Genomic DNA, 26,575 nt, shown 5'->3' on the forward strand with positions numbered 1-26,575 from the left:
GCCCTATCATTACACAAAAAGGATAGAATTTACCACCACAAAGGCTACCATGAATACCTTTTGGGGAGAGGCGTCCTACGATTACAAGGTAGAAGACGGCTATGTGTTTATCGGGGTGCCGGGAATGAACCTACGCTACAAAACAATGGGTGCAGATACGTTGGTCAATGACTCCAATATGGGGTTTGAAGGCACCTACGTCCGGTAAGACTAATTGTATACCTGTTGCTAGTGTAGCTAGGAATTCATGGTAAGCCGCTGACTTTGCATAGGCAGCTGCTTTCACCAGCAAAAACCAATATGAAACAATTAGTTAGCCTATTGCTGGTCAGCCTAGCAACAAACGTTGCACTGGCTCAACAACTACAGAGCAACAAAGGCATAAGTGTTAACCAATTAAGCCCTTTAATAGGGGCGGTTAGATTGGAAGCAAACGGCTGGTCGTTTAGTGCTACTCCGCACCTCATAGCAACTGAAGGATCTCATATTGGCCGAGCCGTACTTAGAGTACGAATCAATGCTGAGGGCGTTATTGATTCCACCCTGTGTGTAGGAGGAAATCTACCGAAGGTTGACGTAGAAGCTTATCAACGGCAGATTAAGGGTATAACACTAAGCCCCACTTCCAATGGCGTAGGTTTTGCTATGGGCTATGTCATAATAAATTTTTACCGCGAATAACTACCCTATTGAAGGGCCAATGGGATAAGTATTACCAACCGTTTTTGCCAGTGGAGGAGGCCGTAGCCGTGCTACCGGTAGCAAAGCAAGCACGTACCAAAGGCTACTTAGAGCGTTGCGTCAAATTTGCTTCATTCAAGCAGCCAGCGCTACGATAAGTGACGGGCACTAATAAGCACTCAGTGCTACACTTTGCATTCGCTGAGCCTCTGCTTCCAGACTTGTTTAAATCCTTGCGCTACGGGCATGAATTCGGCTTCTGTAAACTCGTCGCTTTTGGCATTATTGCACCAGTAACAGCAGAGAGCCACATTATCAGGTACGTACCCTAACTGCGGAACTTTGCAGTCAACTTCCATGCGCCGGCCTCTTGTGCCAAGACGCTTTGTATAAAGCAAGCGATTCTCAATCAACCGCGTAACATCTGCCTCATTTATTCCGCAGTAAAAGCAGGCTCTTTTCTCAGAATCCTGCCCGTAGAGAGCTTGAAATGCCTCCTCACCAATACAATAGCTTTTATTAGCGTGGGCTTTGAAAGCAGGCAACAATTCCGCAGCGTGAAGCTTTCGCCAATTTTTTATAGCGTCATCTATTTCGCGAATGGCACTGCCCTCTACCAGATTAGTAAGTGTTGGTGACTGCCAAGATTTTAAGTAAGCACTACGCTCCTTGTCTGTAGGCACAAAGACTCTGAAGCTTTCAACAGTCGCCGTAGGTAGCGAGGGATCAGGATTACGCAGGTAATGAGCCGTTAAAAACAAATCAAGTAACCTTTCAAAACTGCGCGTCTGTATTTGCCTATAGCGGCGGTTAGCTATGGAATAGCTCATTACTGTTCTTAATTTCAATAAACGCAACAATATACACTTAGCAGTAAAACTCACACAACTCCGCAGAGATAGCTATGTTTCTGGGCTCAGAACAGCGCATCCCACCTTTATTGCTTACTAACCGTGACTTAGAATCAGCAAAGGCGACCTTTCTAAATTATTCCACCCGTGCGAGTTAGTTTAGGCAATGTATTACCTATAAAAATAAATATTTTTACTATACACCTAAATTAACCACTTATATAGATTTAATTTCTTCCAAGGAAGATAGAAAAGTTAAAAGCAGCACACTTCCTAATTGTCAAAATAATTAACATACTTTAGAGTCGTATATATTTCACGAGGGTTTTGATACCAATACTTATAAGTCATAAATGATTGCGCCTTATTTTTGTTATTATTAATTTCAAATTTTTCAAATACTGGTTTTATGTTAAATTGATTAATTTTTATATAATCATCTAATCTTGATTTTACATTGCCCTGAAACCAAAAAAAACAAACACTTTGATTTAAATCATAATAAGATAGGTTGTGCAATTTGATATCTTGCTTCAAAGGGTTAACTATTCTAATATATAAATTTCCACTTTTTTCTATCCATACATTACTTAAGTAACATGCAGAATCAATCCTGTCTGCAAAGTCACATTTGAATCCACCCAACTCCTTGCCTTTTTTTTCAAAATTGACATATAATAATGAAAAGCCATCTTTTATATCAATACTCATTTTATTAAATATATTGGACAGGTCTTCATGCTGTTCTAATATATTTTCATTCAGATAAACATTTACATTAGCTTTTTTACACGAATCAATCAAAGCATCAAATTGATTAATATTATTTACTGTCAATTTAATTACAAATGAAATTGACATATTACTTGTATCTAATGGATTGATTAAACCTTGCTTAAAAGCAACCATTTCATTATAGTTGTCTTCTATCTTATGCATCAATTTCAAATTATTAGAAAATGACTTTTCAAAACTTTTTGTCATTTTATTGAAAGACACTGTATCTAAACTATATTGTTTAAGCATATATTTTTTAGCTAATTCTTGTTCATGTTTTATTGAATCACTTTTATTTTGCACCACTACAATCATAATACTATCGTTTATTGCTTTAATACTATCCCTTTGAGACTTAAGCTTATTTGCAATCCTCTCGTTATTTCTATTAATATCTTCTGCAACCCCTTTACTATAACTTACTATTACTGAAACTATTGCTACAGAGACAGATAAAATTGACAATATTTTTCCTATAAGCGTTGACTTATTAAATTGAGATTCTTCTCCTTTATTCGTCCTAAAAAATTTCTCTATAAAAAGGTAACCCACACCTGCTAGCAGCAATACCAGTTCTATTGTATTCATACTCCCTTTGCATTAAAATAATATCATATAAATTATCAGTTAACACTTTATGCTCTATCTCAATGTCGTTAAGATATCAAATATCTTCTGTAAACTTATATGGCATGTGAAGACTCGACAGCTTTACGAGTTAAAGTTGTTATTTTTACCAGCATAAGAGCAATTGAGCGTGGTAACCTTTGTGTAGTGCGGTATGCAACAGTTTTGCCCAAGTACACACAACTAATACAACAAAAAGCCCCAACAAATAATGTTGGGGCTTTTGATAGGAATTAGCTTCTTTCCAAGCAAGGCTACTGTGAGGCTTTAGCGTCAGTAACACCAATAGCGACGGATACAACTTCCGAGGGCGCGTACATCTTGTATTTGAAATGCACGCTATGATTTGGCCGCAGAAACTCATACTTGGTATAAGTCTTACTTCCTATTTGGGTCCCCGTTTTGGAATACCAGTTGACGGTAATTTCAGGATCTTTGAATTTGGCCATTGTGGCCGTATTTAAGACATCTCCTTCTACGACTAATTCGTTAATCAAATTACGCCAATACTTACCTGAGGTATCTAGATATTCGGTGGGGTTCTCTCGCTCCCGCTCTAGCAGTTCAGCTCGTAGTTCGGCAGCCGTCTTAGGGCGGCTATAACTTTCTACTCCGTAGCTTGATTCGTAAGAAGAGTGCGAGTAGCCCCAGTCCCTAATATAGTCATATAAGATAAGCGCTAAGGCAATGCTGATAATGGCACATAAAGTGACGCCGAAGGCCCGCCCAGATGTTGATTTTGTAGAGGTGTTACTCATAAGCTAAAGTGAAGGATGAAAAACGGCATTTTAAGTCGGAAAAGAGATTAATAAACTTGGAAGCCCTTTGATATTCAAGCGCACAAACCGTTTGATCCTTTCAAACTTGGCAGCTGTTTCTTCTAGCTCGTCGTCCTTCGGTAGCTTGACCGGAACGTGCGTACTGAGCAGCTCAAACACCGAGGCAGCAATGTCCATGTAGCCGAGGATCAACAGGTGCAACTGTTTCTTTTCCTCCTCTGAGTAACCTTTTACCCGAATGGCCTTTACCAACGTGTCAAGTTGTGCTGTTTCGTCACTGTAGAGGTCACGCATCGTATCCCGCTGCTTCCAGTATTCCTCCAAGATGGCAGCGTCAACAGTTGCGGTTGAAAAGGGAAATGTCTCAGCAAAGGCTACTGCATTCATGCAAGATGTCTCTGCTTCATATACCGCGCTCAAATGCTTCTGCAGACTTACCCACAGTCCTGTTCTAGCTTTTTCAAAAGCATTTATACTGGTAGTCTCCATAGCGCTCTTGTTTTATAAATCACTTATTGGGGTGGCAAAGGTAAAGGAGGTCAGCCGAAAGAAAAGAGACTAAAATTTAAATTTTCCAAGTTCAGGCTATATAAATATACTCCACCTACTCTGCTTAGAAACAGAAGGTGATATTGGTGCGTCAGCAGCAAAACATCTGCTTTATTTGCAGTACTTATAGGCCAGGCCATTATGACTACTACATTCACCGATGAAGAATATTGGGCCGCTATTGTGCTGTATGGCCTGAACAGCGCGACTTACAAAATGGCTCTGGGTAAAACGTTGTTAGACTTAGGTCAGCAGGGGGAAGCTTTTGTGCCCTGGGAAGTACTGGCGAAGACCTACTTTGATAACTACGTGGCGCGGTTGTTGGGTCCTGTGACGCTGCCCCAGCAAGGCAACCCTACCCGCCTGACGGTGATGGAGCGCATTGTGCGCCGCTACCTGCACGGCAGCCTGGAATACAGCCAAGCCGTAGCAGAAGTCGCCCGCACGGCCTTCAGCGACGTCATTCCGCGCTTCCAGACCATTGGTAACAACAAGGAGCTCGCACGGGGCAAGTTCTACCAGTACCGTGAGGGTCATTCCCTTACCTTAACGGATACTTTGCTGGCCGTGGCGCAGTCGGCGCAGCAAACCAGCCTGCGCACCCAGTTAGAGAGCCGCTGGAATTTGCTGGAGGGGGCTTTTAAAATGGTGCACGATCACTCTTCCTTGCAGAATGACCTTCGCGACATCTACCTAATCAACGGTTACCAGCGCACCAGCTTGACGACCAACATTCCTTTTTTGGAAGGCTACCAAGGCAATGCCTGCTTTTACTGCGGGGAAGCCATTCCCACCGGCGATGTGCACGTAGACCACGTGCTGCCCCGGCAAGTGCTAAACCACGACGAGATCTGGAACTTGGTATTGGCCCACAGTTACTGCAACACGAGCAAAAGCGACAAGCTGGTGGGGGAACATTACATACATAAGCTCATTCAGCGCAACGAAAACATCATGGGCAGCAACCACCCGTGGAAGGCGCGCATTGAACGGGAACTAGGGACCACTGGCACCCAGCGAGCCAAAACGCTGCGCAGGCATTATGACAACGTAAAGATGGTTATGGGGCCCAACTATTGGGGTGGTACAGCGGCCTATAACCCGGCCACAGATCCGTTCTTCCGCAAGTTTATCACTGTGCTTAACAATGGCTGAACCGACAGTCTTTCAGCGTATCTCGCCAGCCGAGTACGTGCTGGAAACACAACAATTTTTCGTCATTTGGGACCGCTACCCGGTAAGTCTAGGCCATGCTCTGATTATCTCTAAGCAACTGCGGCAAGACTTTTTTGAGCTGACCAAAGATGAACAGCTTGCCTTACCGCAGGTCATAGAACTCGTCAAATCCCACATTGAAAAAATGTACCAGCCCCATGGCTACAATTTGGGAATGAATTGCGGAGCAGCAGCAGGCCAAACTGTTTTTCATTTTCATTGTCATGTTATTCCACGCTATACTGGAGACATGGACGACCCGAGTGGTGGCGTACGGCATTGCGTAGCCGGGAGCGGTTATTATAATTTCTAATAAATTAAATATTTAAAGTGATGGCGTGCATTCAACTAGCCTTGAATGAACCACAACGAAATATCCACATAACATTTTAATAAGAATTTAAAATCCCACAGCTATTATTTGCTAATTGAATATAATATTGAAGATTTTATTTTTTTCAAAAATAACTATTTATTTCAATCTGAGCCAATAAATCTAATTCGTTATCCGCATATAGATTTTCCTTCATGCCTATATATTCTTCTTCTCCAAATTGTTCTATTGACCTCTTTCCTGGTAAAATTGACTTATTGATAAATGAAACATCATTTTTTTTCAATATTGAAAAAAAAGGGTGGTCGTTAACTATTTTTTCGTATTCTGACGGCACCCATTTATTCAATATAGCTTCATAAACTAATAACCAAAATTCATTATTCAATGCATTTCTATCAAAAAAATACAAAATAGGACTAATATCAATATAATTGGAAATAAGCCCTTTTTCCTTTAAATACAAACTTTGTATTAATACTGTTGCGTCTTGCAACAGAAACAATGAATTTGCAACCTTATCAGATATTTTTATTTGAAACATGTATGTAAGCCAAAGAGCCCACCCGACCTCAAATGAATGCCCTTTATAAATGTGCTCCTCTAGCATAATATAAATAACTTCTTTTAATTTATGTATTGACACCCTACCCCGATTGCGGAACATGATGATAGAAAATTCTTTTATTGTAGTCGGTTCAGTAATTACAGTTTTCATTAATAACGATTCATACAATTGCCAATTAGAAGCACTGATAGATAAATTACTAATAACATTAACAGCATATTTCATCACATTATCAACAGGGAAATTAATGGCATATTTAAAAGCTAAGTCAAAAAATTGTACTATATCAGCATTTTGTCTCCTGTCTTCTTTTGAAAAGACGTAATTAGATACTGCATAAGCCCAACCATTATCAATAAAATGAGGTGACCTCTTTATATAAGTTTTAGAATCATTCATTTCTAAACTTAGCGAAGTGAATATTTCTTGCAATACTCTTATAGCCTTTTCGGCTTGTTGCTTATTAGAAAAATAGAGAATAAAATCATCTACATATCTGTAACCAACGTAATCAGATATTCGCTTGGAGAACTCAGAATCAATCCAGCAACCAATAATTTCAGATATAATTACTGAAGTATCAGGCCCAATAGGAATACCCATTGTTTGCCCTGATTGGCACCGCCTTATATATCTATCTAATTTATTACCTAATAGATTATAATCTTCCCTTTTCTCCTTAGCAATAGATTTAGTGTGCAGCGCCCAAGCAATAGAATGAGTATATATTGAGGCAAAGTATTTTGCTATGTCTGTTTTTATTTCATAAATCTTACCATAAGAATCAAGTATACCAGAACGTCTGAATTCTCCATACGTCAATTTTGTTCTGATACTTCTAAGACCTTTTGGTGTATATATTGGAAGGCTTGCTGAAGCAGCCGAGGAGAAGTATATGCTAAGCTCAGGCCAAGACTCTGATATACACTGAGATAAATGCCACTGGCTAAGAGGATTAGGCACACTTAAGTTCCTTCTGCTAAATCTCAAACCGCCCTTAGGGACATTATAATCTACGCATCGCGTTTCTAAATATTTATGAAGCTTTTTCTTATCATCCTTAGGCCAAGCACGATTGACAGCTTCCCACTCCTTATCTACTAAAGAAATTTTTTTGGCAAATTTTTCAGTAGTAAAAAGGGGCGGCAATTCCCTTGGAAAGTACCCATGTGAAAGAAGTCTTTGTAGATCCACCTGTTTCGTTAATTATGAAGTATTCTTTACTTTGGAATCAACCTTTACACTAATGCACTAAGGAATGTTATTATTCAATCACACTATAAACAGGGAGTATGTTAATAAATTTATCATCTGATACAATAAATTTACAACTACCCAGATAAACGAACACAATATATAAACTATCAGCAATCAACTCCTATTACGGCTAAATTATTTACAGCAATAAAGTCAACATATAACTGTAACCAATCAGGAAGATGATAATTAGTTTAGAAAAATATTAATACTATTTAAATTTCCTAATAAAATTTAAAAGAATGATAGATAAAACACCAAGACATGAATTCACAAGCATTGATTACATAAAATTAATGCGAGGCGACCTTATTGAAGATTCCGATTACAAGAGCTTCTATCAAACCATGTATACTGAGTCAGGTCCACAAGCCGCTATTATCATTAGGGATGCAATATTGCCTAAAATTATTCTAAATGAAGATTTTGAGTGCAAGTATTCAATATACATATCCAACTCAATAATAGATGGGATAACAATAACGGCAGGACGTTTTAATACTCTATCATTAACAAATATACAATTAAAGCCGCCTACACGTATAGATATAAAAGGCGGTAACTTTAAAAGCCTCTATCTAGATGGACTAATTGAGGAAGATAGCTATATCACAGGCGGAAATTTTGATTCATTATATGTAGCAAACGCAGAATTCAAAAAGTCATTATCAATTAAGAATGGAACATTCAGGGAAATATATCTTTCAGGCATTAAAGTTAATGGCCTTTTTATCGCTGAAGGCAATTATGGTACCTTTAGAATAGTAGGTGGCGCAGGGCCCAATGATTGCTTAATATCTGGTTTATACTTTCAGGGAGGAAATTTCTCGAACTTAATGATTTATGGTTTATCTAATATAGAAAAGATGTACATGTCTTCAGGCAGGTTTATAAATATACTCTTATCTAGTGAAGGCTTGAAAGATATTTCTATTGATGGATCAAAAAATCACTATACACAAGGAGGAATAGTAAAATATTACGAACCTTTGATAATAGACAATATTAATATTCAACAATTAGGCAAAGCGAATATACTTATAAAAGACACCAATATTAAAACAATTGAATTTAGCAATTCTTACATCAATAAAGATGCTATTATCAGAATAAATAATCTAGATCTAATTAAATTGTCATTCAATAATATAATCAATTATGGAATGACAACTCTTAACAATATAAGAATGAATAACAAAAGTCAATTAACAATAGCTCACTCCGATTTGGGCAAATTGACATTTATAAACTGCCGAATATATCCAAGTAATTTTAGGTTTGAGAGCTCCAAAATAGCAGATGTTTTTTTATCGGGTACAATGTTGCCTGAGAATATTGAAAGTATTTCACCCGAAGAAATGCGTTTTGGATATAGCCAAATAAAAAAGATTCATGAGAGCAGAGGCGATAGCGTAGGATATCACTTCTTTTTTTCAAAAGAAATGAATGCATATTATAATACATTATCATTTAAACAAGATCCGTGGGAAAAATTCAATTTAACTTTAAATAAATATTCAACTAATCATGGACAAAGCTGGAAAAGGGGTCTATTCAGCTTACTATTATTCACCATAATATCCTATTCAATTTATTGCTATACCTTAGGATTTTCAATTATCCTACCCTTTAAAGAAGTAGATATCCATCTATTTATTAAGTTAATTTCTTACATTTTTGAATATTTAAATCCAGTTCATAAAACTGATTATATACCAGACTCCTTGCATGAAGCATTTTCAGCTCAAAGGCTTTCGCTAGCTAGAGGGTGGGAAGGATTAAGCAGAATTTTTATTGCGTATCTTATTTATCAATTCATCCAAGCTTTCCGAAAGCTAGGTAAAAGATAAAGGTATGCTAGGATTCAAGAAGTACTACATAGTTTAATTGATGTTCTAATTTATAGGAACGCAAGCTAAACGGCACTCATCTCTATGATTAGACACCTAACTTGCATCAGAATGTCATCTTGTTGTTGCTCAACAATAGAGCTAAACTAAACGTGAACAGTAACCCAGACGTAACCTGTGTTAACACAAAAGTGGTTAAACGGTCACGTAGAGGCCTATTTTCGGTGATACGGACTACTTTAATTATGATCGGCCCTCCCGGCGCTGGCAAAACCATGTTGGCCAAGCGGCTACCCAGCATTCTGCCCGTTCTGAACATGCAGGAAGCCCTGGAAACCACCAAAATTCATTCGGTGGCGGGCAAGTTGGGCGCCAACGCTTCTTTGCTGAGCACGCGCCCGTTTCGCTCGCCACACCACACCATTTCCGACGTGGCACTGGTGGGCGGAGGCGGTAATCCGCAGCCGGGCGAAATCTCGCTGGCACACAACGGCGTGCTGTTTTTGGATGAACTACCGGAGTTTAAGCGCACCGTATTGGAGGTGATGCGGCAGCCCTTGGAAGAACGCCGCGTGACCATTTCGCGGGCGAAAGTGAGCATCGATTTTCCCTCGAATTTCATGCTGATTGCCTCCATGAATCCGTGCCCCTGCGGCTATTACAACCACCCGGAGAAGGAATGCGTGTGCGGGCCCGGTGTAGTGCAGCGCTACCTAAACAAAGTAAGTGGGCCGTTGCTTGATCGCATTGACCTGCACGTGGAGGTAACACCGGTCACTTTTGACCAAATGACCGAAACGCGCCGCTCCGAAACCAGCGCCGACATTCAGCAGAGGGTTGAGAAAGCGAGGCAAGTGCAAACCGCTCGTTTTCAAGAGTTTCCCGATATTCATTCTAACGCCATGATGCCTTCACAAATGGTGAAAGACATCTGCCAGATTACCGAAGCGGGCCGGACGCTGCTCAAAACGGCGATGGAGCGGCTGGGGCTGTCGGCGCGGGCTTACGACCGCATTCTGAAAGTGTCCCGCACCATCGCCGACCTGGCGGGCAGCGAAAACATCCGCATTGAGCACCTAGCCGAAGCCATTCAGTACCGTTCTCTCGACCGCGAAGGCTGGGCTGGGTAAACGAAATGGAAATTAGATGTAAGAGTACAATATATTGACAATCAAATACTTGCATTGAAGTAAAATTCTTCGTTTTTCACTCTACTTTCCTCCTTGCACGAAGTGTATAAGTCACTGCTCAAACCGCTGTTGTTTCAGTTAGAGCCTGAAAAGGCGCACCATGTGGTGTTCGACAATTTGAGACGAATGCGGCAGGTGCCGGGCATGACGGCGCTGATGCGCAGCCTGTACGACTACGCTAATCCGGTGCTAGAGCGGGAAGTATTCGGGCTAAAATTCAGAAACCCAGTAGGTTTGGCGGCAGGGCTCGATAAGAACGCCGAGTTCACCGACGAACTGGCGACCTTGGGCTTTGGGTTTGTGGAGATTGGCACCGTCACGCCGCGGCCGCAGCCCGGTAACCCCGCCCCGCGCCTGTTTCGCTTGCCCGCCGACGAAGCGCTGATCAACCGCATGGGCTTCAACAACGAGGGAGCAGCGGCGGCGGCCGCTCGGCTTCGCAGGCGCCGCAGCACCATGATTATCGGCGGCAACATTGGCAAGAACAAAGACACACCCAACGAGCAAGCTGCCGCCGATTACATGGCCTGCGTGGATGCGCTGCACGAAGTCGTGGATTATTTTGTGGTGAACGTAAGCTCGCCTAACACTCCAAACCTGAGGCAGTTGCAGGAACGTGAACCCCTGATTCAACTGCTTCAGCAGGTGCAGGAACGCAACCTTGCCAAACCCAAACCACGGCCCCTGCTGCTCAAGATCGCGCCTGATTTGTCCGATTTCCAACTATCTGATATTCTGCTCATTGCGAAGGAAACGCAGTTAAGCGGTCTAGTAGCTACCAATACCACCATAGGCCGGGAAGGTCTGCAAACAGCGCCGGCTACGGTCGAGCAGGCTGGGGCCGGTGGGCTCAGCGGACGGCCGCTGCGAGAGAGGGCTACGGAGGTTATTCGGTACCTGCATCGCCACTCCGACGGCGCGCTGCCGATTATTGGGGTGGGTGGCATTGCATCGGCCCGTGACGCGCAGGAAAAGCTGGCTGCCGGCGCATCACTGGTGCAGCTTTACACGGGGTTTGTGTACGAAGGACCGGCGCTGGTGAAGCGAATTAATCAGGCGTTGGCCGCAGAAACCCATCACACAGCACATTGATAATAAGCCCTTTACTGCGTATCTTAAAGATATCATCCATCCTGTAACGAGCACTTACGACCATGGGAAAAGGAGACATCAAAACGCGCAAAGGCAAACTCAGCAACGGCTCGTACGGCAACCGCCGCAAGCACGAAAGCAAAAAGCATAATCCGGCGCCGGCGCCCGCTTCCAAACCGGCCGAAGACAAGAAATAAGCTTCCGTCGCCGCCGTGAGGCGTTGGCTTTCGCAGCCTTTCAACCAAGTATTGGCTCTGCGGTACCAATTCGGACCTCTACTACCTCTGTGGGGCGCTGGCCTTGCTTAAACTTTTGCCGGTAACTGCGTTGGGCCCACATCAGTAGAGGGATCATCACGAAAGTGGGCCACAGGAAATTGATCGGGAAGGGAATAAACTTCAGGCTGGTAGCTGAAAAAGCCGATACGGCGGCCACGTACGAGCCCACAAATCCCGACATGTGGTTGAGCAACCATTGGCCCGTCGGCCACGGCCCTTTGCGCAGGTAGCCGCGCAGCTGGCGCACTACCAACATAAGCCCAATGCTGCCGAATAGCAGCGAAACCACGTTGCGCCCGAGTAGGCCATAGCTCACGGTACCGGCGAAGATCAGGCCGCCAAGCGCCAACACGGCCCAGTCGTACCAAGCGGGTTGTTGCCCCTCGCCTAAGCGCTTGAGGTACAGCGACCGATACCCAAACCACGCCAGATACAAGCTGAAAACACCGGTCAGCAGCAGAAACGTCATGCCCTTCAGGCTGGCGGCCACAATAGCCGACGAACCCGCTACCACCATAGCCCAGAAAAACACCTTGCCCCACAGACGGTGGGCGGGCCCGCCTTTGCGGACCAGCAGCGCGACTGGGGCCACAAAAAATCCGATAAAGCCGGCCGTGATGTGCAGCCAGCGATTGGCCAGCAAGAAGGTTTCCATAACGTACTCTTGTGTAAATGATTGATCTACTGAAAGATGCACAATAAGCATGTGGCGCGCTACTTCTTTCTACCGAAACGCCGCATCTACCTGCTCAGCTGTCGAAAGCGGCGGTTGAAGCGTACGTGACTGTTATAGCTTTACGCCCACGCGCCACTCGATCACGTCGGCGGAACCTCGGTGAACCTTCAGATCTACGTCGGTGAAAAGGTGTTTGGCAAAGTGGTATTTGAGGCCCAGCCGCTCGTAGTAGAACTTGTTGGATTTGTAAGGATTATACACGTAAAACCCCAGGTGTGACACGAAAGCCAGCCGGCCGAAAAGCAGTTCGTGGCCTATAAAAACGCCAGCTTTTTTCACATCGGGCAGCTTTTCGCCGCTGCGGGCGCTGTCGCGGAGCTGGGCTAGCAACGAGCGGTCGTAGAAACCTTCAGCGCCGAGTACGAGGTTGCTTTTGCGGTTGAGCCGCCGCCCGGCCATTACCGACACCGACTGCACCAAATACTTGCGCCCGTCTGACTGGCTGCGTTGCTTGTAGCCCGCACTGGTACTCAGATTCAGGAAGTTATGCCCGATATCTACGGGCTCCGTATTCGGGCCAGTGGGCAACGGCTGCACGGGTCGCTGCTGATGGTAGTTAAGCCCCAGCAGCAGCGTGGGCAGGTTGACACCGAAATTGGGCTTGGTAGTCGCGCCGTTGGAATAGTGGTTGAGACCCAAGCCCATCAGCAAGCCAACATGCTGGCTAAGAGCCACATCGTATTCGGCTCGCATTTGCAGCGTAGCATTGAGATGCGAGCCGACAATGGTGTTTTTGTGGTTGGTACGCTGGTCGAAGTCCATAGGGAAATACGCGAGGCCGGTGCCCAACCGGAAATTCATTTCCTGCCGGGCGGTGCGCCAGATGGTCTTGTTGAGGTAAACCGTAGCGGCGTAAGAGCGCCCCAGCACCGGATTGTGGTAATCGTAATACACCAGCGCCAGCCCCACCTTCGGGTATCGATACCACGCATGCCACGGCGCGGAGCCGTTGGTTTGACGCTGCATATTCACCTCAAAACCAGTGGGATGCGACACGGCCAAATGCTTCACGGCTGGCGTATGGGCAATGATAAAGCTGCCCTGCGCGTACGCGCCTACCACTACGGGCCAACGCTCAGAGTTCTGCTGTGCGTGCGCCGACAAAATTGCACTGGCAAGGGGCACGACTAGCCCGGCGATTCTTCTCACAAAACCCGACTTACACAGCAGAAGGTTGGTGAGCATAAAGCGAAGTACGGCTTACGAGAATACCCGAAGAGACCCAAACAGTAAATGGAAACGCACGGTCCGGCTTGCGCACGCTAACAGCTTGAAGCTTTAACGATTGGCGGAAACTCGGCTGTTGTTCAAACGTCACGAGAAAGTTAAATATCGGTCTTTTCGCAACTATCTCCTTGCATTTTACGGTATGATGGGCTGAATATCAAGGACAAGCTTGCGGTTGAAACTGAAGAAAGCCTTGTTCTTACGCGTCTAACACACCTCTTACATCATGAAGAAAATTGCACTATTGGCCACTGCTGGCCTAATGACGGCTTCCGTTGCCCAAGCACAAGATGCCGGTGGATTCCGGCTTGGGTTGAAAGTCGGTGGCACTTACTCCAACATTTCGGGCGATAACGTAAACCAGATCGCGGGGCCAAACTACAGCACCAAACTAGGCGACTACAAATTAGGCTACAACGCTGGCGTTGCCGCTTCCATTCCGCTGACCAGCGACGGATTTTTTGCTTTTGCTCCTGAACTTCTCTACAACCGCAAAGGCTACGAGATTCAGTCGCAACAAACCACGGGTTTGGCAGCGGGCGTGAGCAAAGTAGAATATGAGCAGCAGCGCGTGCTGCACTACATTGATGTGCCGCTGTTGGCCCGAATTAATGCGGGGGGCCTGTTTTTTGAGTTGGGTCCGCAGGTAAGCTACCTGTTTGGCTCGCGCTCGAAGCAGCAAACCACCACCAAATACACCGACGGCAACAAAGACAAAGTGGAATCGCGCTCGGGCTTCCAGGACTACAGCGGCATCGCGCAAGGCGAGTCGTACAAATCCGACCTCGCGCAGTTCGACATTGCTGGCGTAGCTGGTTTGGGCTATCAGACTGAAGGCGGCCTGAGCCTAGGCTTGCGCTATGCCCGAGGCTTTAACTCACTGATAGACACCAAGAACCAGGACAACGAGCCCAAAGCCTTCAACAATGCTTTTACGCTTCAGCTAGGCTACCTCCTGCCACTAGGCAAGTAAGCAAAACCAAGGTAGTTGTTTGATTGCCAGTCAACTAGGCACCTTTTGCTTGCATAAACCGTACTAGTATACCTGCATAAGGGTGGCTAGAAAAGGATTATGGAATCGATTATAACGCAAGCAATAAACAACAACCTAGTTATGAAAAAACTTGCTCTGCTCTCTCTCGCGCTGGTTTCGGCTCAGGCTTCGCTGGCACAGACTGACACGGGCGGCGCCCGCATCGGCATTCGGGGCGGTGCAACCTATGCTACCATTGGTGGCAAGGACATCAAGCAGGTGGGCGGCGTGGACGTCGGGGGCGATGTCAATTACAAGCTCAGCTTCAACGCTGGCATCGCCCTCCAACTGCCCATCAGCAGCGACGGCTTCTGGTCATTTGCTCCCGAAATTTTGGTCAACCGCAAAGGCTTCGAGCGCAAGTTTGTGATTACCGATGCCAATGCTTTGGCAACCAACCCCCAGGTAACCGCAAACGACCCGCGGGCCGATGATTCGGGCTATACCGTTGAAAAGTATAAGTACGAGCGGCGGCGGGTGCTGACCTATATCGATCTGCCACTGCCGGTGCGCATCAATACGGCACCCGGAGGCTCAGGCTTGTATTTCGAGCTGGGGCCGCAGATCGGCTACATGGCGCGCTCAAGTCAGGACTTCAAGCAGACGTACAAATACGCCGGGCAGGACAACGAAGTCGTCAACAAAGCTTCCGGTGACCAGAAGGAGGACTTGGCCAGCTTCGACATCGGCGGTATTGCTGGGCTTGGTTACCAGTCCGCGAATGGGCTGAGCCTAGGCATTCGGTACAACCAGGGCTTCAAATCGCTGCTCGATACCAAGGACGTAAGTGCCCGCAACGAGCCCAAAGCCTTTAACCGAGCCTTTATGTTACAAATAGGCTATCTGCTGCCGTTAGGCAACTAGTCAATCGCATATCAAAAAAGCGGCGGCCGTAACTGGCCGCCGCTTTTTTGATATACAAATACATCACTATCAGCCTATTATACGTTTAAGCAGTAGTACCAGCCTGGTGTGCAATGTGGTACGAGTTAAGTCCTTCTTTTATTAAAATCTTAGTTAAACCATGAAAAAACTCTCTGTTATCGTAGCTGCTTTTTTGGCTCTCACTTCCTTCTGTTCGCTGTCGGCACACGCACAGGGCCTGCGCTTGGGCATTAAAGCGGGAGCTAATCTTTCCAATCTATCCGGCAATCTGACCAACGAAGATCGGTTCCAAAACAAAATCGGTTTTCACGGAGGCTTATTGCTCAATGCAGGCTTAGTAGGCGATGGCTTCCTCTCAATTCAGCCGGAGCTGCTGTACTCACAGAAAGGCTTTAAAAACAAGGACAAGGAATATAGCCTGCTAGGCAACACGCTAAAATTCACGGGCAAAACCAACTACAACTACCTCGATTTACCCATTTTACTCAAAATCAATGCGGGCGGGCTTTTCTTCGAGGCAGGGCCGCAATTTAGCTACCTGCTCAACGTCAAAGACGATTCGAAGCGCTACGTCAACGGGCAACAAACGTCTTACACCTCCTCCGAGCGCGACCTCAACAACGTAAACCGCTTCGAAGTGGGCTACGCCGCGGGCTTGGGCTTCCAGGCTGACAGCGGCCCCATGATCGGCATTCGCTACAACGGCGCCTTCACCGATTTCAGCAAAGACGGCTACCAAAACAACGACCTGCGCAACGCACGCAACCAGGTGTTTCAGGCTTACGTCGGATTTTTAATTCCAAGTAAATAAGCCCGTTACATAGTAAAAAAGCCCTCAACCACATCGATTGAGGGCTTTTTTGCGTTTGTGTGGGGCATGTAAGCTCAGCACTGGCACACTTTTCGTTTTGGCCGCGTTGTGCATTCCTTTTTCACCCACACTATTTCTGCACTCATGAAAAAGACCACCGTTGTTTTAGCCACCTTATTTTCAGCCGCTGCCTTCTCCTCGGCTCACGCCCAGGGCGTCCGTTTGGGCCTGCGAGCCGGCGCTAACTACTCCAACCTCACCGGTAACATCCAAAACGAAAATACTTACAACAACAAAGTAGGCTTCATGGGCGGCGTGATCCTAAACGCCGACCTTTCCGGCGACGGCTTCCTCTCGATTCAGCCCGAAGTCTTGTATTCGCAGAAAGGCTTCGAAAATAAGCCTACCGAGTACACCAACACCCTTCTGGGCGTAGGCTACACCCAAAAGCGCGAAGGCAAAGTCAACTACAACTACCTCGATGTACCGGTGTTGCTGAAGATCAACGCGGGCGGACTGATTTTTGAAGCGGGCCCGCAGTATTCGTATTTGCTCAGCTCCAACAACGAAACCAAAACGACCACCACACGCTTGCCCAACGGCACGCCTTCGGTGTCGGAAGCAGAGAACAAAAATGACGTTAGCGGCCTGAAGCGCAGCGAGTTGGGTTACGCAGCGGGCATCGGTTACCAAGCCGATAACGGCCTGAGCCTCAACCTACGCTACACGGGTGCCTTCAGCGATTTCGTAAAAAGCGACAACGGTACCTATTTCGACGGCGACCTGAAAAACGCCCGGCACTCGGCGTTCCAACTTTCGCTCGGCTACCTGATTCCGAGCAAGTAGTCGCGAAGCGAAACGCATAAATTCAAAGTCCTGGCTTCTGTCCGCAGAAGTCAGGACTTTTTGTTTGTTGTTGATAATCAACACATTAATAGTGGGACTTGCCCAGAAAAAAATAATATCGCCCATCGAGAGTTACTCGTCTGTTACTTTGTGCAAATAGCTCCCTGGGCATTTTAACCTTTAACCGCACGTGAAGAAAGTTACGCTGACCCTGTTGCTGGCCACCCTCGCCTCGGTGGGGTACGGGCAAGGAGTACGATTGGGGTTAAAACTGGGCGGCAGCCTCACCAACGCCGTCGGTAGCGATATTGTCGGGAGCAGTCTGCAAGTGGGTGGCCACGGCGGCATTACCGCAAACGTGGGCATTACCAAGAATTTTTCGCTGCAACCGGAAGCCTTATTTTCGATGAAAGGCGACCAAGCCACCAGCTACGGACCGTCTATTCGGGCGCGGCTGTACTACATTGATGTGCCCGTCGTGCTCAAATACACCCGAGACGATGTGTTTTTTGAGGCGGGCCCGCAGGGTGGCTATCTGCTTTCTTATCAAGATAATACGGGCTTTACGACCAAGACACCCACGCCCTTCCGCACCTTGGACTATGGCTACGTGCTGGGCTTTGGCTACCAGGACCCAGGCGGCTTTAGCGTAGGCTGGCGCTACAACGGCGGGCTCACCAACGTCTACCGCGACGTTGATTTTGGCGATGGCGTCGTCACGACGAAAGGCCGCAACAACGCCATTCAACTCTACATCGCTTACCGCTTTCCGGCCTTGTTCGGCGGTAAAAAGGCGGCGGTTGAAGAAGACACAAAAAAACCGGCGCCTAAGTAAGCGCCGGTTTTTTATTATTTACAAATAATTGATAGTCAATTAGTTACTTAGAAGCCTCTAGCGCCGCGTAGTTGCGGTAAAAATGCGGGATGGTCTCGATGCCTTTCAGGAAATTGAACACGCCGTAGTGCTCGTTGGGCGAGTGAATTGCATCCGAATCGAGGCCAAAGCCGAGCAGCACCGAGTCCAGACCCAGCTCCGACTTGAACATGGCCACAATCGGAATAGAGCCGCCGCCGCGCGTCGGAATGGGCTTCTTGCCAAAGGTAGTTTCAAGGGCCTTGGAGGCCGCTTGGTAAGCCACTGAATCCGTGGGGGTTACGACAGGCTCACCGCCGTGGTGGGGCCGCACTACCACTGTTGCCCCCGAAGGAACCAAGCTTGCGAAGTGCTTCTGGAATTTCTCCGTGATCTCTTCCGAAGTCTGGTTGGGCACTAGGCGCATCGAGATTTTGGCGTAAGCCTTTGAGGCAATGACGGTTTTGGCGCCTTCGCCGGTGTAACCGCCCCAAATGCCGTTCACGTCGAGCGTGGGCCGAATGCTGGTGCGCTCGATGGTGCTGTAGCCCTTTTCGCCGTACACATCAGGCAGGCCAATGCTTTGCTTGAATTCCTCGTCGGAGTGCGGCGCTTTGGCCATCTCGGCGCGCTCCTCGGCCGAAAGCTCCTGCACGTTGTCGTAGAAGCCGGGGATGGTGATGTGGTTATTCTCGTCGTGCAACGACGCGATCATCTTGCACAGAATATTAATAGGATTCGCCACCGCACCGCCGTACAGGCCCGAGTGCAAGTCGCGGTTGGGGCCGGTAACTTCTACCTCGTGGTAGCTCAGGCCGCGCAAGCCCACTTCGATGCTGGGGGTGTCGTTGGCCAGGATACCGGTATCAGAAATCAGAATGACATCGGCCTTGAGCTTTTCCTTGTTTTCGCGCACGAAAACGTTGAGGTTGTTAGAGCCGATTTCCTCTTCGCCTTCAATCATGAACTTGACGTTGCACGGCACGCCGCCTTCCTTCATCATCACCTCGAAAGCCTTTACGTGCATGTACACCTGGCCTTTGTCGTCGCAGGCACCGCGCGCGTAGATGTTACCGTCTTTGATTACCGGCTCGAAGGGCGGCGAAGTCCACAGCTCATAAGGATCGGCGGGCTGTACGTCGTAGTGGCCGTAGACGAGCACCGTAGGTAACGCCGGGTCCACAATTTTGTCGCCGTAGACGATGGGGTTGCCGGCAGTTTCGCAAAGCTCTACGTTTTCGACGCCGAGCTCTTCCAGCCGAGCTTTCAAATAATCAGCGGCGCGCAGCACGTCGCCATGAAACTTAGGGTCGGCTGATACGGACGGGATACGCAGCCAGTCCAGCAATTCGCTTAGGAAACGGTCTTTGTTTTCTTCGAGGTAGGAAGCCATGCGGGCGGTGGGGTTAGGTTGAAATGCGGGGTAAAGGTAAGAGTAGAATAAAGTGGAATCTATTCTGAGCTTTCAACCCCAAGGTTAGAAGGCTTAACATATTCGTGAACAATCTCCCACGCTCGTTCTAAGCTTATTCCATCTCGCTGTGCTACTGCCAATGGATGATCTGTAGGCTCTAGCTCAATAGTGGGCCGTTGGCCATTCCCCTGAAAATGAGCCATGGTCTTAAGACTGAGCGTAGGAGAAAACATGCTTATCTCGGTGCAAAGCCATCCAAAATATGGTCCGATTGCATCAGTGTTATGGTATTCTTGATAACTGAGGAAATGTTCTTGTGATTGACTAACCCAAACTCCAAAACCAAATGTTTGCTCCTGCTCATGTACAGGGATTTCCAGTACGCCACGAATAAAGAACTCTTGGTCATCAATGACGCAAGTATCTTGCTTCAACCAGACGCGCGTTGCACGTTCTTCCTCCGGAATAGTGTACATGGCCCAAGGAGCTGATGAGCCAATGTCAGGTAAACCTTCATGTATTTGTCCGCAACAAGCGCAGTGGAAGCTCATAAAAAATGTACCCAACTAAATAGAAGAATTAAGCTTCTTACTTCCGCCCAAACAACGGCACGCGGCTCTCTGTCCCGGCACGCAGGCGACCGATATTAGCCCGGTGAGTATAAATCAGCAAGCCAGCCAGCACAAAGCCAAATACCAGCAGCAGGGAGTTATCAGGCCGAAAAGGAGGCAGCAATTGCAGCAGCGCAAACGCCACACCGGCCGTCATAGAACTCAGTGATACATAGCGCGATATAAAAAGCACCAGCAAGAATATCAGCAAACAAATCCCGACTGTGCCGGGCGCAATCGCCAGCATCATGCCCAATAAGGTAGCCACGCCTTTGCCGCCTCGGAAGCCCGCATAAATCGGGAAAATATGGCCTAGTACCGCCAGCACCCCGCAGGCTAACTGAAAATACAGCAACTGATCGGGCCGAATGGCTCCTTGACTCACCATCACCGATGCCAGCGAGGTAGCGGCCCAACCCTTAAACACATCGAAAGCCATTACGGCCGAACCGGGCTTTTTGCCTAGCACCCGAAACGTATTGGTCGCCCCCGAATTACCGCTGCCGTGTTCGCGAATGTCGATGCCGAAAAACCGGCGGCCCACCCACAACGCCGTTGGGATGGAACCAATGAGGTAAGCGGCCGCGAGCAGGCAAAGTACGAGGGGCAAATTCATGGGAAAATAGCGATTGAGCAATACGGTCAAATATACGAGGCTTCCGCAGCGAGCGGCCATGAATTGTTGAGGCTGCCTTGCAGGAAGCAAAAAGCCCGGCCTACACGTAGGCCGGGCTTTTTGCATTCGTTTCCAAAGTTTAGGAATCGCCGAAAGGATCCTCTTCCGCTTTTTTCTTTTTCTTCTTCTCTTTTTCCTTCTTCGGTTCTTCCGCGGGCGCAGTAGTTTCGGTTTTGGGCTCTACGGCTTTTTCCTTCGACTTCTGCTTTTTGCTGGTTTCTTCCGTAGCCGGCGGCGTGGCAGCGGCTCCAAACGCATCCGTAGGTTCGTCCTTCGACTTCTTCTTTTTCTTGCTAGTTTCCTCTACCGGCGCATCGGCAGTGGGCTGACTGCCATCGTCTACGATTTCGTCTTTACCCTTCTTTTTCTTCTTTTTACCGCCTTCTTCCATGTTGTCGAAGTTGCCGGTGCTTGGTGGGGCCGTGGCAATCTTACGCTGTTTGGCTTCGCCTAGGTAGTCTTTGCGGAAGTGGTTGAGGAAGAGCTGCACCTCCTGGTCGTCGCCGAGGTAGAAGCCGTAAGTGGTAGCCGTGTTGTAGTCGCCTTTGGCTTTGTACCCGATGATCTCGTCGAAAGAGCCGTGCTGGGCTTTCGTCAGGAGCACGTTGTTGGTGTATTTGAGGTAATACCACGTCTGCGGCTCGGCCTCCAAGTACAGTTCCACCACGTCGCCCGTCGATTCTTTCTTGATCTCAACGTAGCCGTCGATCAGCGCGTTGATGTCCTTCTTCAATATGCTGACAAGGCCAATTTTGCCCACCGAGTGCCACGAGCGTTGCTTTTCCGACCACACTAAGTCCACTTTGTTCAGGACGATGGTGTGCAGGAACTTGTTCGACACTTTTTGCAATGCCATGTAGCCTCCTTTGCGGTTGGCGTACTCCTGCACTGCTTTGCTGCCGGCAAACTCGCCCATTTTATACAGCTGCGCCTCTGAGTTATCGAGGGCTTCGGGGGCGCCTTTCGCGTTCTTGGCTAAATCTTCGCCCATCGCCAGGATGGCTTTCTCCGGCATGTTGATGTCGAAGGCCATGAAAGTATCCAGCTGGTAAATGTTGCTGTCGGGCTTGGCATAGCCGAGGCCAGAGGCCGTGAGCGCGTAATCCTTGTTGAAATTGATCAGGTTCAGCTTGCCACGGAAGGTCATGGCCGCTGTCGAATCCTGAAAATTGAGCACGCTACCCTCGTACGAGTTACTGTTAGACAGATCGTTGCGCGTGATCGTGAAATTGCGCTTTTTGGCATCGTAGCTCAACATGCCGTCCACCTGAAACAGGTTCATATCGGTTACGCCGGGCTTGTTGGCCACAAACAGCGGGTACACTTTCTGCGTCGCATCCGATACAAAAAGGCCCGTCATCATCGGCACACCGTCATCGGATTTGGACTCCATGAGCTTGATGCGCACCCCTTTCGGATCTATGCTGTCCTGCACGGCAAACCACTGCGCCGCCGCCGGATTTTTGCTGAACTCCAACCGCGACTGGCCATCAAACGCAAAGCCTTTGCGTTGCGAATTCAGCGTTACGTTGCCTCGATACGCGATACGCGGTGCCAAATGGAATTTATCGGCGGGCTGAATATTAGCCACGGCAATGGTGGGTGGCGCAAACGGCTGCCCCTCGTCTTTGTTGCCGCGCAAGAGGCTCTTGGCCAGCCCCTTGCCACTGCGCGCCACTGCGCCTTTCGTCGCGGCCGAGTCCACGATAAAGTTGGCAAACTTAATGGCAAACGAATCGGCCGAAGCATTTTTGTACTTGTATAACGCATTGCCCGTGAAGGCATTACGTGAAAGCACTTTGATATCACCCTTGTAGAGGCTGTGGTACTTGGTCAGCGTATCCAGCACTACATTGGCGTTCTGAAAAGACCGCATCTGGGCATTTGCCAACACGTACACCTTGTTGCTGTCCGGCTCGATCCAGGCATCGGCAGCGGCAATGTGCGGCACGCCACCGGCCACCAAACGGTAGCGGCTTAGGTCGTACTGGCCGGTAAGGGCACGGAATTTCAGGCCGTGCTGCTCAGGCTTAGTAGAGTAGAAATACGATCGCGTAGAGTCGGCGCCGGGCGCCACGCGCATCTGCACCGTCTTCTTTTTGAAGTCCCATTTGCCGCCACTCAGCGTGGTTTTGTAATCCGAATACGGCAGGTCGATGCTGGCTTTGCTGCCTTCCTCGCGGGTAAAATCGGCGTATCCTTGCTTCAAATCGTAGTTGAACGCCACCTCATTAGCCGTAAGTGCGGGCTTGTTTGGCTCTGCCGATTTGATGTTCAGCGTCGATTTTTTGCCTTGGTAATTCGTGGGTTTAAAGGTGAACTGTGGCGAGCGAATAAACGACTGCGGGCCCTCCATCCGGCCATCGCCATACAGGCCACCAGGGGTCAGAATAGCCGTGCCTTTAAAGCCGTAGTCGCCAGTATAGAACTTCATCGCTGCCGCGTCGCGCGGTGTGGTCAAATACATCGAGTCGGCTTTCACCACCCACTTCATGCCGTAGCCCGGCAGCAACGACACCTTCGCAAACTCAACCCCATTCAGCGGCCCCGGCGTGATGGTAGCAGATTTACCCACCGTCACGACGGAGTCGCGGTAGAAGATAAACTGGTCGCTTTGCAGCGTCCCCGTGAGGTACTTGATGTCGCCAATGCCCTGAATACCGCGGTTGCTCATCTGCACCTTGTTGAACAAGCGGCCTTTGCCGCCATACAACGGAAATCCTTCTTTGGGCACGTTGTACACAAAGCCCAGAGAGCCATCTTCTTGCAGGCTTAGCTTGGTCTTGAATTCGGGCATAATGCCGCCCGACACGAACGTGCCCTTGAAGCCCACCGCCGAACGATTTTTATTATTCAACGAGTCAATTCGGAACGGCGGAATGTCGAAATAAACGGTCGTGTCGTAAGCGCCGCCCAGTACTTCGGGCTTGTCGAAATAGACGTACGCACCGGTCGAGGCGTCAAACGAAGGGAACGCGCCCAGCTTCTTGCGGCCCGATTTGTTGCGCGGATCGTTGATGTAGAGGCGGCCCGCCGAGGTCTTCTTTTTGTTAGTCAGCGTAAAGTCGGTGTCTTTGCGGGCTTTCATCACCGAACCTTTTGATCCTTTGCCTTTTACAATGATCGAGTCGATTTTGGTCAGGTCGATGTAAAAGCCGTCGTAATCAAACTTAAACTCCTTGCCCTTGAACACGAAAGCCGACGCTACCACCGTACCGTTGAACAGCACACCGCGGTTTTTCTGGATGCGGATGACGCTGCTGTCCGGCTTCACAAACACGGTTACGGAGTCGTCGGAGAAGTTGAAGCGATCGACGCCACGCACGATCAGGTCGTTGTTGGCGAGGTTGAGCGTAGCATTTTTGCCATTGGGCGCCAACGATTTGATGGCAATGTGGTCGTAGTCTTTCTTACCCCGCGACGAGCTAACGTAGTGATTGGCTTTAGGCAGCAGCGTAATCTGCTCGGTTTGGGGGTCCCACTTCACGTAGCCATCGCGTGCCAAGCCCGCCGCAGCCGACCTAACGTTATCGGGCTTCACCTTTAGCTCCGTCGATAACTCCTCAACGGTCAGCACTTTCCGGTTATCGTGTGCTTGGCTGTAGCCAACCACCATTTGCAGTGGGTGCAGCTTGTTGATGGCTTTGATTTGCTGGTAGCGGGTGTTGGTGTAGAATTCTTTCGATTCGAAGCTGGCGGTTACTTGGTTTTTGGCAGTCAGGATAGAAAACTCGATGGCGGAAGTGCGGATGGGCCACGTCAGCAGCTCCGTCGCAATTTCCATCTGGTGATACGAGTCATAATACGGCGTCGATTTGTAGAGGCCGTCTTCGCGGGTGAGCTGCAATACCTGCCGCGCTTTAGAGAATTTCAGCTTCACCCCCGGATGCGTCAGCGAGTCGCTTTTGTCCTGGTAAATCGTGACCGCCGCCCGCGCCGCTGAAATCAGCGAATCGCCTAGCACGTAGGCACTAGAGCTAGCCCGAAACTTCGGTTTTCCGTCTACATCTACAAAAATGCGTGAAAGGCTACCGTCGAGCGAGGCGCTCAGCGTGCGCGCACCCGCCAGCGAGAACCCGCCGAAGTAGCGAATGTTCTGACCAATGTTTTTGACGCGGGCATCGTTGGTGAGCGAAATAAACCGCGGATATCCTGCGTCCGTGGCACCTGGTTTCTTCTTCACGCTCTTGTAAGCCAGCGCGCCCTGAATCGGGGCTTCCAGCACAGCCGGATAGGTGAGCGTCACGGGCTGCGCCGTAAACTCAGCCTTCGAAATATCGAAGTCGTAGTTGTTCAGATCGGCCGTAACCGGATTGTTATTCAACGTCCAGGCGTACTGTCCGCCTTGCCCCACAAAGCGGCTCTGAATGGGCACAACCACCCCGCTGGTTTTCCGAATGTAGATGGAGTCACTGGCGGTAGCCATAAACATATCCGCATCCTTCAGCAACAGCACCGGCCCCCGCCGATTGGGCGCCATATAGGTATCATAAGCGGCGTAAGCAGGCTCCACAACGGGCTCAGGTTCAGGCACTTTGGCTGGCGTTGCCGTCTTGGTTTTGGCCGGAGCAGTTTTGGCTGCGGCTTTTTTGGGCGTGCCCCACCCGTCGTCGGCAGCGCCCCAGCCCCCACCGGTATCCCAGAGGTCGGCCGTGTCCCAACCGCTGCTGCTTTTCTTTTTGGGAGCAGGTTTAGCAGCGGACTTAGCAGGCGTTGTGGTTTTGAGCGGTTCCGTCTTGACTACCGGAGCGGGCTCTACGGGCTTGGCGGGTGCCACGGCCGGCGCCGGCTGCGGCATATCCGTTTCGTTGTAAGCAAATGAGAATGAGCCACCTACCACGCGCAGGCTGTTGTAGCGCGAACGGTATAAAAACTTGGTTTCCAGAAACTGAGCGGCACTCAACAGAAATTTCTCGGTGTCGCGCACGGGCTCCTTGTCCAGCGTTTTGGCCGTCACGTCCAAGAACTCGTCCATCTGCTTATCCGACAGGCTTTGCACCGTGGCGCCGCCTGTAATGGCCGTAAACAGAGCTTCGAAATGCGGGCGTGGCTTGAATTTCTTCAGCAGCATTTGCTGCGATATCTCGATAATTTTGGCTTGCTGCGTGGCCGTCAGTTTGTTGCTGGCCCAAAGCTGCTGCAGCTTGGCCGCCGAGGCTTTGGCGGTAGCGTTGTTGGTGCTGGCCATCATGTTCTGCACGTCTGCAATGTACTGTACCGGCTCGGTTGCCAGCCGGCCAGAAAAGCGAGGCACGGCCGCTGCAGGAGCGGGCTGTTGTTTGGGCGTTTGCGGTTTAGATTGCTGGGCCCACGCAGGAACACTTATTAACAGGACCGCCGTGCAAACCCACCCAAAAACACGATTCTTCATTCTACACTCCATCATAACCTAATAAGACGGCTACAATTTCGGAAAAAGCAGGCATACTTTCGTC

24 protein-coding genes are annotated in these 26,575 nt (G+C 48.5%); 13 read left to right on the plus strand and 11 right to left on the minus strand.

Annotated elements, in window-relative coordinates; all coding sequences use genetic code 11:
• Positions 1 to 49: 49 nt before the first annotated feature.
• Positions 50 to 208, plus strand: coding sequence for a hypothetical protein (locus H9I52_RS21555; RefSeq protein WP_187455582.1), 159 nt, complete (start codon positions 50 to 52; stop codon positions 206 to 208).
• Between the two features lie 92 nt (positions 209 to 300).
• Entirely contained in the window at positions 301 to 681 is a 381-nt protein-coding gene (locus tag H9I52_RS21560) for a hypothetical protein (RefSeq protein ID WP_187455583.1), read from the plus strand.
• 185 nt (positions 682 to 866) lie between these two features.
• Here the strand turns inward: H9I52_RS21560 and H9I52_RS21565 are convergent, their stop codons facing one another.
• The 4 genes from H9I52_RS21565 to H9I52_RS21580 form a co-directional block, all read right to left on the minus strand.
• Complete coding sequence (locus H9I52_RS21565; protein ID WP_187455584.1) at positions 867 to 1,565, minus strand: hypothetical protein; 699 nt, start codon at positions 1,563 to 1,565, stop codon at positions 867 to 869.
• 240 nt (positions 1,566 to 1,805) lie between these two features.
• A complete protein-coding gene (locus tag H9I52_RS21570) occupies positions 1,806 to 2,897 on the minus strand; it encodes a hypothetical protein (RefSeq protein WP_187455585.1) in 1,092 nt (363 codons plus the stop codon).
• Positions 2,898 to 3,190: 293 nt separating this feature from the next.
• Positions 3,191 to 3,694, minus strand: a complete 504-nt coding sequence (locus H9I52_RS21575) for a hypothetical protein (RefSeq protein WP_187455586.1) — start codon at positions 3,692 to 3,694, stop codon at positions 3,191 to 3,193.
• A gap of 30 nt (positions 3,695 to 3,724) precedes the next feature.
• Positions 3,725 to 4,204 carry a hypothetical protein gene (locus H9I52_RS21580; RefSeq protein ID WP_187455587.1) on the minus strand — a complete coding sequence of 160 codons (480 nt, stop codon included), beginning with the start codon at positions 4,202 to 4,204 and terminating at the stop codon, positions 3,725 to 3,727.
• A gap of 201 nt (positions 4,205 to 4,405) precedes the next feature.
• On the opposite strand from H9I52_RS21580, the gene H9I52_RS21585 reads away from it, so the two are divergent.
• Both H9I52_RS21585 and H9I52_RS21590 read left to right on the plus strand, forming a co-directional pair.
• Positions 4,406 to 5,419, plus strand: a complete 1,014-nt coding sequence (locus H9I52_RS21585; protein WP_187455588.1) for an HNH endonuclease — start codon at positions 4,406 to 4,408, stop codon at positions 5,417 to 5,419.
• Positions 5,412 to 5,792, plus strand: coding sequence for an HIT family protein (locus H9I52_RS21590; RefSeq protein ID WP_187455589.1), 381 nt, complete (start codon positions 5,412 to 5,414; stop codon positions 5,790 to 5,792). Before H9I52_RS21585 ends, H9I52_RS21590 begins: the two co-directional genes overlap by 8 nt.
• Before the next feature lie 145 nt (positions 5,793 to 5,937).
• On the opposite strand, the gene H9I52_RS21595 is transcribed toward H9I52_RS21590, so the two are convergent.
• Positions 5,938 to 7,530, minus strand: a complete 1,593-nt coding sequence (locus H9I52_RS21595; protein WP_187455590.1) for an RNA-directed DNA polymerase — start codon at positions 7,528 to 7,530, stop codon at positions 5,938 to 5,940.
• Between the two features lie 350 nt (positions 7,531 to 7,880).
• Here H9I52_RS21595 and H9I52_RS21600 point away from each other — a divergent pair, with 350 nt between their 5' ends.
• The 4 genes from H9I52_RS21600 to H9I52_RS21615 all read left to right on the plus strand — a co-directional run bounded on the left by H9I52_RS21600 (position 7,881) and on the right by H9I52_RS21615 (position 11,967).
• A complete protein-coding gene (locus H9I52_RS21600; protein WP_187455591.1) occupies positions 7,881 to 9,488 on the plus strand; it encodes a hypothetical protein in 1,608 nt (535 codons plus the stop codon).
• Between the two features lie 191 nt (positions 9,489 to 9,679).
• On the plus strand, positions 9,680 to 10,618 hold the full coding sequence (locus H9I52_RS21605; protein WP_316248065.1) for a YifB family Mg chelatase-like AAA ATPase: 939 nt from the start codon (positions 9,680 to 9,682) through the stop codon (positions 10,616 to 10,618).
• A 102-nt stretch (positions 10,619 to 10,720) separates the two neighbouring features.
• Complete coding sequence (locus tag H9I52_RS21610) at positions 10,721 to 11,770, plus strand: quinone-dependent dihydroorotate dehydrogenase (protein WP_187455592.1); 1,050 nt, start codon at positions 10,721 to 10,723, stop codon at positions 11,768 to 11,770.
• A gap of 62 nt (positions 11,771 to 11,832) precedes the next feature.
• Positions 11,833 to 11,967, plus strand: a complete 135-nt coding sequence (locus H9I52_RS21615) for a 30S ribosomal protein THX (RefSeq protein ID WP_139514835.1) — start codon at positions 11,833 to 11,835, stop codon at positions 11,965 to 11,967.
• 40 nt (positions 11,968 to 12,007) lie between these two features.
• Here the strand turns inward: H9I52_RS21615 and H9I52_RS21620 are convergent, their stop codons facing one another.
• Positions 12,008 to 12,703, minus strand: a complete 696-nt coding sequence (locus H9I52_RS21620; RefSeq protein WP_187455593.1) for a hypothetical protein — start codon at positions 12,701 to 12,703, stop codon at positions 12,008 to 12,010.
• Between the two features lie 132 nt (positions 12,704 to 12,835).
• The gene (locus H9I52_RS21625) at positions 12,836 to 13,969 is read right to left on the minus strand and encodes an acyloxyacyl hydrolase (protein WP_187455594.1); all 1,134 of its coding nucleotides are present in this window, start codon (positions 13,967 to 13,969) and stop codon (positions 12,836 to 12,838) included.
• Between the two features lie 268 nt (positions 13,970 to 14,237).
• Between H9I52_RS21625 and H9I52_RS21630 the strand changes: the two genes are divergently transcribed.
• The 5 genes from H9I52_RS21630 (at position 14,238) to H9I52_RS21650 (ending at position 18,421) form a co-directional block, all read left to right on the plus strand.
• Positions 14,238 to 14,984 (plus strand): porin family protein, encoded by a 747-nt coding sequence (locus H9I52_RS21630; protein WP_139514838.1) that lies wholly within the window; start codon positions 14,238 to 14,240, stop codon positions 14,982 to 14,984.
• A 141-nt stretch (positions 14,985 to 15,125) separates the two neighbouring features.
• Positions 15,126 to 15,908 (plus strand): porin family protein, encoded by a 783-nt coding sequence (locus H9I52_RS21635; protein WP_165699314.1) that lies wholly within the window; start codon positions 15,126 to 15,128, stop codon positions 15,906 to 15,908.
• A gap of 160 nt (positions 15,909 to 16,068) precedes the next feature.
• Positions 16,069 to 16,740: a porin family protein gene (locus tag H9I52_RS21640; RefSeq protein WP_187455595.1), complete on the plus strand. Its 672-nt coding sequence runs from the start codon at positions 16,069 to 16,071 to the stop codon at positions 16,738 to 16,740.
• Between the two features lie 144 nt (positions 16,741 to 16,884).
• Positions 16,885 to 17,586 (plus strand): porin family protein, encoded by a 702-nt coding sequence (locus tag H9I52_RS21645; protein WP_139514841.1) that lies wholly within the window; start codon positions 16,885 to 16,887, stop codon positions 17,584 to 17,586.
• A gap of 190 nt (positions 17,587 to 17,776) precedes the next feature.
• Entirely contained in the window at positions 17,777 to 18,421 is a 645-nt protein-coding gene (locus tag H9I52_RS21650; protein WP_139514842.1) for a porin family protein, read from the plus strand.
• Between the two features lie 43 nt (positions 18,422 to 18,464).
• Here the strand turns inward: H9I52_RS21650 and H9I52_RS21655 are convergent, their stop codons facing one another.
• From H9I52_RS21655 to H9I52_RS21670, 4 genes are all read right to left on the minus strand, one after another.
• A complete protein-coding gene (locus H9I52_RS21655; RefSeq protein WP_187455596.1) occupies positions 18,465 to 19,832 on the minus strand; it encodes a dipeptidase in 1,368 nt (455 codons plus the stop codon).
• Between the two features lie 59 nt (positions 19,833 to 19,891).
• On the minus strand, positions 19,892 to 20,404 hold the full coding sequence (locus H9I52_RS21660; RefSeq protein WP_262386181.1) for a DUF2199 domain-containing protein: 513 nt from the start codon (positions 20,402 to 20,404) through the stop codon (positions 19,892 to 19,894).
• Positions 20,405 to 20,441: 37 nt separating this feature from the next.
• Positions 20,442 to 21,080, minus strand: coding sequence for a glycerol-3-phosphate 1-O-acyltransferase PlsY (gene plsY, locus H9I52_RS21665; RefSeq protein WP_187455598.1), 639 nt, complete (start codon positions 21,078 to 21,080; stop codon positions 20,442 to 20,444).
• Between the two features lie 139 nt (positions 21,081 to 21,219).
• Positions 21,220 to 26,394 (minus strand): hypothetical protein, encoded by a 5,175-nt coding sequence (locus tag H9I52_RS21670; RefSeq protein ID WP_187455599.1) that lies wholly within the window; start codon positions 26,392 to 26,394, stop codon positions 21,220 to 21,222.
• Positions 26,395 to 26,575: the final 181 nt, after the last annotated feature.

The organism is Hymenobacter sp. BT491, from assembly GCF_014349165.1.
GTDB classification, from domain to species: domain Bacteria; phylum Bacteroidota; class Bacteroidia; order Cytophagales; family Hymenobacteraceae; genus Hymenobacter; species Hymenobacter jejuensis.